The organism is Mycobacteriales bacterium, assembly GCA_035690485.1.
Taxonomy (GTDB): domain Bacteria; phylum Actinomycetota; class Actinomycetes; order JAFAQI01; family DASSKL01; genus DASSKL01.
Window position 1 is genome coordinate 1 of record DASSKL010000018.1, and the last position, 11,535, is coordinate 11,535.

Annotated in this window: 11 protein-coding genes; 5 read left to right on the plus strand and 6 right to left on the minus strand. The window is 70.4% G+C overall.

Going from position 1 to position 11,535, the window contains the following annotated elements; all coding sequences use genetic code 11:
* The 4 genes from VFJ21_03445 to VFJ21_03460 all read right to left on the minus strand — a co-directional run.
* Positions 1–1,646: ATP-binding cassette domain-containing protein (locus VFJ21_03445; protein ID HET7406174.1), on the minus strand; the 1,646-nt coding region annotated here is incomplete at its 3' end.
* Positions 1,643–3,829 (minus strand): ABC transporter permease, encoded by a 2,187-nt coding sequence (locus tag VFJ21_03450; GenBank protein HET7406175.1) that lies wholly within the window; start codon positions 3,827–3,829, stop codon positions 1,643–1,645. The genes VFJ21_03450 and VFJ21_03445, both read right to left, overlap by 4 nt.
* Positions 3,826–5,526 carry a hypothetical protein gene (locus tag VFJ21_03455; protein ID HET7406176.1) on the minus strand — a complete coding sequence of 567 codons (1,701 nt, stop codon included), beginning with the start codon at positions 5,524–5,526 and terminating at the stop codon, positions 3,826–3,828. The genes VFJ21_03450 and VFJ21_03455 overlap by 4 nt, the downstream gene beginning before the upstream one ends.
* 6 nt (positions 5,527–5,532) lie before the next feature.
* Positions 5,533–7,011: a hypothetical protein gene (locus tag VFJ21_03460; protein ID HET7406177.1), complete on the minus strand. Its 1,479-nt coding sequence runs from the start codon at positions 7,009–7,011 to the stop codon at positions 5,533–5,535.
* 165 nt (positions 7,012–7,176) lie between these two features.
* Here VFJ21_03460 and nthB point away from each other — a divergent pair, with 165 nt between their 5' ends.
* Genes nthB through VFJ21_03475 form a run of 3 tightly spaced genes read left to right on the plus strand, consistent with a single transcriptional unit; the run spans position 7,177 to position 8,680 of the window.
* Positions 7,177–7,791 (plus strand): nitrile hydratase subunit beta, encoded by a 615-nt coding sequence (gene nthB, locus VFJ21_03465; protein HET7406178.1) that lies wholly within the window; start codon positions 7,177–7,179, stop codon positions 7,789–7,791.
* Positions 7,788–8,378 (plus strand): nitrile hydratase subunit alpha, encoded by a 591-nt coding sequence (nthA, locus tag VFJ21_03470; protein HET7406179.1) that lies wholly within the window; start codon positions 7,788–7,790, stop codon positions 8,376–8,378. Before nthB ends, nthA begins: the two co-directional genes overlap by 4 nt.
* Entirely contained in the window at positions 8,375–8,680 is a 306-nt protein-coding gene (locus VFJ21_03475) for a nitrile hydratase accessory protein (GenBank protein ID HET7406180.1), read from the plus strand. The genes nthA and VFJ21_03475 overlap by 4 nt, the downstream gene beginning before the upstream one ends.
* Here VFJ21_03475 and VFJ21_03480 read toward each other — a convergent pair.
* On the minus strand, positions 8,677–9,564 hold the full coding sequence (locus VFJ21_03480) for a crotonase/enoyl-CoA hydratase family protein (protein HET7406181.1): 888 nt from the start codon (positions 9,562–9,564) through the stop codon (positions 8,677–8,679). The genes VFJ21_03475 and VFJ21_03480 overlap by 4 nt on opposite strands.
* A 58-nt stretch (positions 9,565–9,622) precedes the next feature.
* Positions 9,623–10,294, minus strand: a complete 672-nt coding sequence (locus VFJ21_03485; protein HET7406182.1) for a helix-turn-helix domain-containing protein — start codon at positions 10,292–10,294, stop codon at positions 9,623–9,625.
* A 96-nt stretch (positions 10,295–10,390) separates the two neighbouring features.
* On the opposite strand from VFJ21_03485, the gene VFJ21_03490 reads away from it, so the two are divergent.
* A complete protein-coding gene (locus VFJ21_03490) occupies positions 10,391–11,110 on the plus strand; it encodes a hypothetical protein (protein HET7406183.1) in 720 nt (239 codons plus the stop codon).
* A gap of 77 nt (positions 11,111–11,187) precedes the next feature.
* Positions 11,188–11,535, plus strand: a 348-nt coding sequence (locus VFJ21_03495; GenBank protein HET7406184.1) for an SIMPL domain-containing protein, incomplete at its 3' end; no start/stop codon positions are given.

Genomic DNA, 11,535 nt, shown 5'->3' on the forward strand with positions numbered 1-11,535 from the left:
GCCGGCGGGGCGTTGACCGCGCCCAGCGCGCCGGAACGGGCAATCGCCTTCTCGTCGGTGCCGAGGTAGGACGCGATGACCGCCGGGTGGCTGAGCACCTCGTCCGGCGGGCCCTCGGCGATGACGCTGCCGAGCTCGAGCGCGACGAGCCGGTCGCACAGCCCGCTGACCAGCGGCATGTCGTGCTCGATGATGACGATCGAGCAGCCGGTGCGCGCGGCGATCTCGCGCAGCAGCGGGCCGAGCGCCTCGGTCTCCTTCTGCGCGACACCGCCCGACGGTTCGTCGAGCAGCAGCACCTTCGGGTCTTGGGCCAGGATGCAGGCGAGGTCGACGATGCGCCGGGTGCCGGTCGACAGCTCGCCGGTCAGCTTCTGCCGGTAGGCCTCGAGGTGCATGAGCTCGACGAGCTCCTCGACGTCGGCCATCACCTGCAGCTCCGACTCGAAAGAGGCCGGCAGCTGAAGCGCCGCGGCGAACATGTCGCGGGAGGCGACGTGCTGCTCGCGAGCGACCGCGATCGTCTCCTCCACGGTCAGCGTCGGGAACAGCATGGCGTCCTGGAACGACCGCCCCATCGCGCCGGTCGCACGCAGGTGCGGCGGCCAGTCGGTGACGTCGACGCCGCGCAGAATGATGCGCCCGCCATCGACGCGCAGGAAGCCCGAGATGCAGTCCATCAACGTCGTCTTGCCGGCGCCGTTGTGACCGATCAGCCCGACGATCTCACCCTGGTGCAGGTCGAAGTCGGCGCCGTCGACGGCGACGATGCCGCCGAAGCGCTTGACGACCGACTGGCAGGCGAGCACGACCTTGTCGGAGACGGGTGGCTCGACCAGCTCCGACCCGGGCTCGGAGACCACGGCGCGAAGGTTGCGCTGCGCGGGCGCCGGCGCCTCACCGGTGCCTACGGCCGCGCCGGCGATGAACACCGAGCGCAGGATGTCGGGGCGCTCGAGCAGCTCCGCCGCCGGACCCTCGAAGCGCACCTGGCCCTTCTCCATGAAGACCGCCCGCTCGGCCAGGTTGAGGGCGACGTTGACCGACTGCTCGACGATGACGATCGTCGTACCGCGCCGGTGCACCTCCTCGACGACCTCGAGCAGCTCGGCGACGACGGTCGGCGCGAGGCCGAGCGAGAGCTCGTCGATCATCAGCAGCTCGGGCCGGGTCATCAGCGCCGAGCCCAGTGCGAGCATCTGCTGCTCGCCCCCGGACAGGTTGCCGGCCATCTGGTCGCGCCGGTGGCCGAGCACCGGGAAGAGCGAGAGCACCTCCTCGCGGGCTTCCTCGACGTAGGCGGCGTTCTCCCGTACGAGCCACGCTGCCATCCGTAGGTTCTCGGCGACGCTCAACGTCGGGAAGATCGCCTTGCCGCCGGGCATCATGCCGATGCCGCGACGCGCGGTGACGTCGGCCGCCAGCTTGGTGATGTTCTCGCCCTTGAACTCCACCGTGCCGCGCTTGGGCCGCACCAGGCCGCAGATGCCCTTGAGCAACGTCGACTTGCCGGCGCCGTTGGTGCCGAGCAGCGCGACGACCTCGCCGGGCATGACCTCGAAGTCGACGTCGAAGAGGATCTGCACCGAGCCGTAGGCCATGTCGATGCCGGTGCAGCGCAGCAGCGGTTCTGCAGGCACGGTCACCGGTCCACCTCCACGCGCTCGTGGGTCGGTGTCGACACGGCGCCCGTCGCCATCTGGGTGAGCAGGTCGTCGGACTCGCCCTGCTCGGGCACCATGCCGGCGGCCCGGTCCGCGACCAGGCTCGGCACCAGGATGTCGCGGCGGCTGGCGACGAGCCGCAGCACCCGGTCGCGCAGGCCGTAGAAGAACTGCCCGATGCCGCCGGGGAAGGCGATCAGCACGTAGAGCGCAACGATGCCCGAGACCGCCTGCTCGAACTGCCCGAGCCAGCTCTGCGTCTCCAACCACTTGAACACCAGCACGCCGCTGAGCACGCCCGGCACCGAGCCGAGCCCGCCGATCACGGCGTAGACGAACACGGTGATGCTGTCGATCCCCGGGAACGCGCCGGGGTTCAGCGCGCCGAGGAGGAGTACGTCGAGGGCGCCGGCGACGCCGGCGATGATGCCGGCCAGCACGAAGCCGGACAGCTTGACCCGCGTGGTCGGGACGCCTGCCGACGCCGCTGCCCGTTCGTTGGCCGCGGTGCCGATCAGCACGCGGCCGGAGCGGGCCCGGCGCACCCCGTAGGTCGCGAGGATCGAGAGCGCCAAGAAGGCAAGGCAGACGAGGTAGAGGTTGTAGTAGTTGCCGAGATCGAAGCGCTGCAGCAGCAGCGGTCGCGGCACGCCGTTGGACGGGATGAACTGGGGGAACGTGTCGGTGTTGAGGAAGTACTGGTCCAGCGCGACCGCCATCGCCAGCGTGGTCACGGCCAGGAACTGACCCTTGATGCGCAGTGCCGGCAGGCCGACCAGCAGCGCGACCACCCCGCCGACCACCCCGGACACGAACATGACCAGGAAGAAGTCGGCGTTCCAGTGCGCGAACATGTTGCCCGCGATCATCGCGGCGACGCCGGCGATGCCGAACTGGCCCAGGCTGATGTGGCCGCCCCAGCCGCTGAGCACGACGAGCGAGACGCCGACCATGGCCCAGCAGAGGGCGAACGCCGCGAGCAGCTGGCTGCTCTCCGACCACCCGCGGGGCACCAATGCGAACGCAACGGCCACGCCGAGGATCAGGGCCCGGCGCGTCCACAGGATCTCGGGTATCCGGCGCAGCTCGCGCGGGATCGGTTTGACCACCGAGATGGCCGACCACGACGAGGCCCCGGACTCCTCCGCGCGTGACAGCCGGCCGCTCTGCACCAGCAGCGCGACGATGATGATGGCGAGGTAGAACACCCACGCGATCGACGGCGTGCTGCGGTCGTTCCAGAGCACGAGCTGGTACATCACGCCGAGGCCTAGCGACGACACGAACGCGACCGGCAACGACTCCATGCGCGCGATGACCGCCGCCGCCAGGAGCGGCAGGAGCACGGTCGGCCCGTTGGACGCGATGCCCGGCTTCACACCCTCGAACGGCGCCTGCAGCATGTAGGCCAGCGCCGCCAGCGCGCCGGCGATGACCCAGACGATCGTCGACAGGCGACGCACCGGGATGCCTAGCGTCAACGCCCGGTCTTCGTTCTCGGCGGCGGCGCGCACCGCGATGCCGGCATCGGTGCGGAGCAGGAACCAGCCCAGGAATGCGATGACGAGCGGCACGACCGCGACGATGAGGATCGCCGAGCTGTGGAACGTGTAGACGTCGATCGTCCACGAGATGCTGAACGGCGGGGAGAACGACCCGGTCAGCGACACGAAGTGCTCGGCCTTGCTGCCGAGCAGCTCGATGCCGCCGAACAGCTGTGCCAGGGCGATGCTGGCGACGGTCACGAGCATCCGCGGCGAGTTCTTGAAGCGCCGGATCGTCGAGAACTCCGTCCACCCGCCGACCAGCCCGCCGACGATCACCGCCGCCGGCAGTGCGATCCAGTAGTTGAGCCCGTGGACCTTGACCATGCCGATGGCGAGGACGCCGACCACGCTGCCCATCGCGCCCTGAGAGAAGTTGATGAACCGGTTGGCGCGGTAGACGAGGATCAGCCCGAAGGCTCCGAGCGCCGTCACGGACCCGTAGACGATGCCCAGCAGGATGATGCCGATCGGCGCCTTGTCGTGGACGTAGCCGTGCGAGCCGGTGGCCGCCCAGGCCAGGAAGTAGGCGACGACGACGACGGCGATCGCGAGGCGCGCCGGCCTACGGGCCCAGTCGGGCAGGTCCTCCCAGCGCCACCGGGGGGCGGCGATCCTCACGACGTCTTGGCCGGGAAGCCCGAACCGCAGCCGGGCGGCCCCTTGGGGATGTTGCCGAACGTCCAGCGGGTATTGGACGTGCCGACGTACTCCCCGGCCTTGTTGTTGTAGGGGGAGACGCCGTTGGGGCTCCAACAGATCTCGCGCACGTCATTGGGCACGGTGTACTGGCTCGGCCCCCAGCCCCACAGTCCCGCTGGGCCTTCCTTGGGCGGGAACTGGAACATTCCCTGCTGGAAGGTCTGCGGCGTGAGATCGGGCCCGGCCATCTGGATGCCGATGGCGAGCATGTCCATCTGCAGGTAGATGAGGTTGACGAAGTAGGCCGGTTCGCTGTTCGGTTCGACGCTCTTGTACGCCGCATAACCGATCGTCTGCGTGTAGGGCACCGTCGGCGCGTTGGGACTGACGCCGAAGGCGTGCGACTGGAATGCCTGGTTGTAGAGCTGCCCGACGTAGTCCTGATCGGTGAGCGCGGTGCCCGTGATGACGAACTCCGGGAAGTAGCCCTGCTGCGAGCCCTGACCGGACAGGTAGACCGGGAAGATCGGGTCGCAGCCGCAGAGGATCGTCGTGACGCCGTCGGCCTTGAGCTTGGAGATCAGGTTGGCCGCCTGCTGCGACATCGTGCCGAGGTCGAGCGTGTAGGTGTACTTCGTGCCCTGGCAGCCGTGCGCAGCCATGTACTGCTTCGCCACGTCGACGGAGACCTGGTACCAGGAGTTCTCCGGCGCCAGCAGCGCGAACTTGCGCGGCTTGTTCTGCACGGCGCCGCCGGCGTACTTCGCCGGGCTGCCGTCCGGGCAGAGCTTCTGCACGGCGTAGTCGGCCGCGATCTGCGCGACGTCGGTGCCGTCGGTCGAGACGGACCAGGCGTAGGGCGCGTGCTGCTGGTGCCACTGCCGCGACAGGTACGGGTCGCCGAACGCCATGATTCCCTGCTTGGCCAGGTCGTCGGCGTAGGGCTCGGACTCGGCCGACAGGTCGCCGAACACGTGCATCGACTTCGCGGTCAACGAGTCGGCCTCGGCCTGGGCCTGGCCCTGCCCTAGCAGCTCGTTGGTGAGCGATCCCTTGCCGGTGTAGAAGTGCACCGCGATCTTGCGACCGTAGAACTGGAAGTGCGAGTTGAAGTACTTCGCCAGCGCCTCGATCGTGCGCTCGTTGTCGGCGTTGGTGTCCTGCAGTTGCGCACCGGCCAGCTGCGCCAGCGTGTTCTGGAAGCTCTGGTCGTTGGTGAGACGGAACGAGATGTTGATGGTGTCTTTGGTGACGCCCATGGAGGTCGCGCCACCGTTGTCGCCGGAGAAAGTGCGGCACGGCGGTGAGTAGGGGTCACCAGGGACCTGGTCGGTGCGGCCGGTGCAGCCGCCGACCTTCGCGCCACCGGTGACCGTGTGCCCGCTCGTGCCTTTCGTCCCCGAGGTGGAGCCCGGCGTGCCCGGCAGCTTCGTCGACGAACCGCCGCTCGTGGCGCCGGTGCCCGTGCCGGTGCCGGTGTTGCCGGTGCCGGACGACGTGCTGACGCTGGTGTTGCCGCTCGCCGCGGTCGTCTTCGGCACGCGGCTCGGCACCTGCCAGGCGATGAGCGCCATGATGACGGCGAAGATCGCGACGGGGCCGTAGCCGCGGAGCAACCGATGCGCGACACCCACTCCGTCGCCGTTGCTGCTGCCGTTGCCTGCGGAGGAAGCCATGCTCACCTAGTCCTCGAACGCCGCCCGCACGCGGGTACGGCGGATCATGCGGCGGTCCGCCTCGGCTAGCAGCAGCACCGCGGCGAGTCCCGCGAGCCCGAGCTCGAGCAGCGGTCCGCCGTCGGCGAAACCAGTCGCGGCGGTCGGCTGGGCCACGGTCGGTGCCCCTCCCGAGTCACCGTTGCCTGCGGAGGACGAAGCCGACGGCAGGCTGACCTGCGGCGCACTGCCCAGGTCTGCGCCCGTCCCGAAGCTGCCCGGGGTGCCGGGCGTGCCGGGGACGAACTGCGAGATGCCGGGCAGCGAACCGAAGCCGCCCAGGCCGAGGTTGAAGGGGTTGGCCTTGAGCTCGGAGCTGCTGGAGTTGACGCCCCCGAAAGCCGCGTTGAAGTAGCCGGCGCCGCTGATCGACGCGAGCGCGACGTCGGCGACGGTGATCGGCGTCTCCGATTTGCACAACGCCTGCTGCAGCTGGTCGGGCTCGGGCGGGCCGAAGCCGCTCTCGAGTCCCGTCTTCACCGGGTTGGTCACCGGCGCGACGCCGTTGAGGATCGAGTCGATGATCGTGTCGCGGTTCTTGTTCGGCACGACCCGCAGCTCGAGCGGGGTGACGGCCTCGATGCCCCCCGAGTTGGTGACCTGCGGGAGTTGGAGCTCCATGCCGAGGTTGGTGAGGACCTGGTTGACCGCGGTCTGCACCTGGTCGATGTTCGACGTCGGCACCGACTGGCCGGCGATGACGGCCCGCCCGATGCTGAAGGAACCGGTCGGCTTGCCAGTGCCGCTGGAGGGATAGACCGACGACCAGTGCAGGCCCTGCAGCACGACGGCGCCCGCGCCGAGGCTGAGGGAGGCGACGTCGCTGGTCGCGCCGGCCTCGCGCTGGCCGTCGACGATGCCGGACCAAGCCTTCGTCGCGGTGCCCGCCACCTGGAAGATCGCCGCGTCGACCGGCTGGAAGGTCGTGTCGGCCTCGGCGTACGGGGTGGCATTGGCCATGCCGTGCTCGGTAGAGCCGTAGGTCTTCGTGGGGTCGCTCTCGGTCTCGCCCTGCGAGGCGCCCGGCTGCCCGGCCTCGACGATGAGGGGTGAGGGCACCGCCCCGGCGACCGTCGCGTTGGGCGGCTGGCCGCAGCTGTAGCCCTTCATCGACGTGCCCACGGCGCCGAGGTCGAGGCCGAGGGACTGCGCCCGCGCGTAGGTGTTGGTGTGGCCGGCCAGCGCCTCGCCGAGGACGACGCCGACGGCGAGAGAACCCTCGTGCGGCGTCACTTGCAGGGCCTGCGCGTAGGAGCTGCCCTGCCCGGGAGCAACGTCGGCGGCGGCAGGGCCCACCCCGACCGCCGCGAGGCCACCGGTGGAGATCAGCGTGGCCGACGCGGCCAGCAGGACGTAGCGGACACGCCGCAGCCGCGTGCTGCGCCCACGCCCGGGATGTTCTCCCGGGGCGTGCTCGCGTCCCGATGACGTGCCGTCGCTGCGCATGACGCTCGTGGATCCCTCGCCTAGCGATGTCGGTAGTTGATTCATAGTGACCCGGGTCACAGCCTGTGACTAGACAGGTTGGATCGGGTGTGACAGCGAAATGTTGGCATTAGTCCGAATCGATGTCACTGCCCCTCCCCGGCGCGCTGTGGGATTCTGCGCGGCATGGACGGCATCCACGACATGGGCGGGCGCCAGGGGTTCGGTCCGGTCGGCGCGCGGACGGATGAGCCGGTGTTCGCCGCCGACTGGGAGCGCCACGCGTTCGCGCTGTCCGGCGTGCTGCTGCTCCACGGCCTGGCGACGATGAGCAGCTTCCGCCACGCGATAGAGCGCATGGACCCCGGTCATTACCTGACGTCGTCCTACTACGAGCACTGGACGACGGCCATCGCCACCCTGGTCGCCGAAGCCGGTGTCGCCTCGGCACAGGAGCTGGCCGACCTCGCCGGCGGCGAGGTGCCGCTGTCCCGTCCCGCGGTCACCGACGGTCAGGTCGGTCCGGCCGCCGAGGCGCCCTACGCCGTGGGGGACGAGGTGCGCGTCCGCGACGTGCACCCCTCGGGCCACACCCGCCTCCCTGGCTACGTGCGCGGGCGGCGCGGCCGCGTGGTGCGCGTCGACCCGGCATACGTCGTGCCCGACGAGGAGGCGCACGTCGCCGAGCCGGCCTCGGAGGCGACCTACGGCGTCCGGTTCGAGGCGCGCGAGCTGTGGGGGCGCGACGGCGACCCGGTGCACGTCGACCTGTGGCAGCGCTACCTGGAGGCAGCACCATGAGCGACCACCACGCGCCCGAGCCGCTCGCGCCGGTCGAGGCCCGCGTCGCCGCGATCGAGACCGTGCTCGAACGCCGCGGCCTGCTCGACCGGTCGCTCGTCGACGCGATGATCGAGCAGTACGAGCACAACCTCGGGCCGATGAACGGCGCCCGGGTGGTGGCGCGGGCCTGGCTCGATCCGGCGTACAAGCGACGGCTGCTCGCCGACGGCACCGCCGCGATCGGCGAGCTCGGCTACGGCGGCCCGGAGGGCCACCACGTCGTCGTGGTCGAGAACACGCCGACCGTGCACAACCTTGTCGTCTGCACGCTGTGCTCCTGCTACCCGTGGCCGCTGCTCGGACTGCCGCCGACCTGGTACAAGAGCGCGCCCTACCGTTCTCGCGCCGTCCGCGAGCCGCGCGCTTTGCTCGCCGAGATGGGCACGGAGATACCGGACGACGTCGAGATCCGGGTTTGGGACTCCAGCGCCTATTCGCGCTACCTCGTGCTGCCCGAGCGACCTGCCGGCACCGACGGTCTCGACGAGGAGCAGCTGGCCGCCCTGGTCGACCGCGACGCGATGATCGGGGTGGCGCGGCCGTGACACTGCGTGACGACGTCGGGCTCATGGCCGGGCCGGAGGCGCTGCCACGTGACAACGGCGAGCTGGTCTTCGCCGCCCCGTGGGAGGGGCGGGCGCTCGCGATCGCCGTCACCACGGTCGAGCGGCTGGGGCTGCCGTGGGACGAGTTCCGGTCCCGGCTGATCGCGGCCATCGCCGAAGCGCCGGAGCGGCCCTACTACGAGAGCTGGGCGCTGGCCCTCGAGCGGTTGCTCGTCGACCACGGGATCACCTCCCCCGACGAGCTCGCCGGCGCGACACCGACCGAGCGGCCGCCTCTCTAGCCGTTCTTCTGCCGCTCGGCGCGCAGCTCGGCGATCGCCTGGTGCGCCTCGGCACCGTCGGGGATCGGGCGGCCGGAGTCGCGCCACTCGACCGCGTCGTGGAAACCGTGCTGCGCCGCGTAGCCCTGGAACCACACCCCCTCTGGCGTGTGCCGGGCGATGCCGTCGAACAACGTCGCCACCATCTGGGTCGACGACAGGCCCATGTTCTCCAGCGCCTGGTTGATCATCAGCTTCTGCATCATCAGCTGGTTGCGCGGCACCGCCGCGATCCGCTCGGCGAGCGCGGCCACCTCGGCGTCGAGCCCGTCGGCGGGTACGGCGCTGTGCACGAGCCCCCACTCGGCCGCGGTGCGGCCGTCGATCGTGTCACCGGTCAGCAGCATCCGCTTCGCCCGCTCGGCGCCGATCCGGTAGACCCACATCGCGGTCGTCGGGCAGCCCCAGACCCGCGCCGGCGGGTAGCCGATGCGCGCGTCCTCGGCCATCACGACGAGGTCGGCGCACAGGGCGATGTCGCTCCCGCCCGCGATCGCGTAGCCATGCACCTTCGCGATCGTCGGCTTGTAGGAGCGGAAGAGCGTAAAGAAGTCGTCGGTCCAGCCGCGCATCATCCGGTAGTCGGCCATGGGATCCCACGGGCCGTGCGCCTGGACGCCCTCGCCGCCCTCGGCGTAGTCCTTGAGGTCGTATCCCGCGCAGAAGGCCCGGCCCGCGCCCTCCACGACGATCACGTGGACCGCCTTGTCGGCGTTGGCCTCCTCGACGGCCGCGCGGATGTCGCCGGGCATGTGCGCATCGATCGCGTTGAGGCGCTCCGGTCGGTTGAGCGTCAGGTAGGCGATGCGCCCCTCGGTGCGGTAGTCGACCGACGTGTAGCCCATGGGCCGGAGTCTGGCACGCGTAGGCGCTGCTCCCCCTCGCGCACACGGGCCGCGGCGACTACGGCGCCGCGTCCGCGACCGGCGGCAGGAGGCAACGGCGGCGGGCCATCGACGGCTTGCACAGCGCCCGCAACATGGCCGTCGTGAGCTCCTCCTCGACTCGTTCGTAGGACCAGTGCCGTTCGGTGACGTATCGCTCGACCGCCTCGGGTGACGTGGACACGGTCAGCAGGCCGGCAGCTGCTTCCGCGGCCAGGCCGTCGTGCAGTGCACCGGCAGCGGCGAGGCGCTCCGCGATCATGCGCTGCGGCTCGCTGTGGCTGCGCCGCCCGGCTTCGAGCACGGGCGCGAGGGAGGCGTCCACCTTGGCGGCCTCGACGAGCACGCGGATGAGGTCGCCGACCCGCTCGTGCAGCACGCACACGAGGTGGATCGACGCGCGCAGCAGCGCGTACGGCGTGACGGCCGCTGCCACGTCGCGACCCAGCTCGTCGGCGCCGGACTGCTCGTTGGTGAAGGGCACCAGCGCCAGGGCGATGCCGGCCTTGGTCGTGAAGGCGGCGTAGACGGTCTGGGCGGACACCCCTGCCAGCACCGCGACGTCGTTCACCGTCGTGGCTGCGTAGCCCTGGCGCGCGAAGAGCTCGCGCGCCGCCCGCAGGATGCGCTGGCGCGTCTCGGCGGCCTGCTCGGCCCGGAGGCGGGACCGATAGGTCCTTGCGTTCGCCACGACTTGAGTCTAACTTCGTCGATTAATGTCGTACTAAGACGAAAACAACAGGGAGGGACGAGCGACGTGACTTCTACGACTCAGGCAGGCTTGCCCGTGCAAGGCAGGAAGGCCCCGGACGGCGCCGTACCGGCGTTTCCCGGGCCGGCGACCACCGCGGTGTGCATGATCGTCGCGCCCGTCGCGCTGGCGATCCTGTGCCTGCTGGGCTCGGACATCTACAAGTTCCACGGCCACGACTTCCTCAGCGCGATGGCGGCTCACCATGTCCGCACCCAGATCTTCCTCAACGCCGTACCAATAGGGATCTTCATGATGATGCTCGCTGTCGTCGGGCTGGCGGGCATGGCCGCGGTGCGGCAGCCGCGGTTGGCGAGGTTCGGCGGCGCCGCGACGCTGCTCGGGCTCTGCGGGCCGATCTTCTTCGTGGCGATCGAGTTCGCCGGCTACCAGCTGTCGGGTCCGAAGTACCTGAACGCCGGCGCGTACATGTACGACCAGGCCAACATGGTTCCCCGCATCTCGCTGAACATCTGCGGGCTCGGGCTCCTCGTCGGCTTCATCACCCTGGCCATCGCGGCGTACCGCGCCGGGCTGCTCGCGAAGATGCCGGCCATCCTCTTCGGCTTCACGGCGCTGCTGCCCATCGGCTTCATCGGGTCGGTGCTCCCCGTGAGCGCGGTCGGCTTCGTCGCCTGCGCCGTTGCGCTCGTTCCTCTCGGGCGTGGGCTCCTCGCCCGCCGGCCGGCGATCCCGCAACAGGTGGCTCCGGACCTCACCGCGAATCCCGCCTCGACCGCCGTCGAAACCGGGTGAGAGCACCTCGCTGACGACCGGAACCGGGCGGCCCGCGGCAGCGTCAGATCCGCGTCGGTCGACCCGGGGAGGTCGTCATGTCCCGCACAGCCGTCCGCTGGACCGTTGCCGCGGTCGTGATCGCGCTGCTCGCCGCCCTGGTGTCGTTCCTGCTGGTGACGCGGCCGGCGCACGTGTCCGCCGCCGAGCCGGATCCCGGCAGCGTGACCGTCGACGGCACCGGAAAGGTGGCCGGCACACCGGACGTCCTGCGCCTGGCGATCGGCGTCTCGGAACGCGCCGGCGACGTGAGCACCGCGCTCAGCCGCGCCAACGCGGACATGGCCAGGCTGCGCTCCGCCCTGCAGGCCCACCACGTCACGGACGCCGACCTGCAGACCTCGCAGGTCAACATCTTCCCGACCTACACCGACCACGGCGTGGTG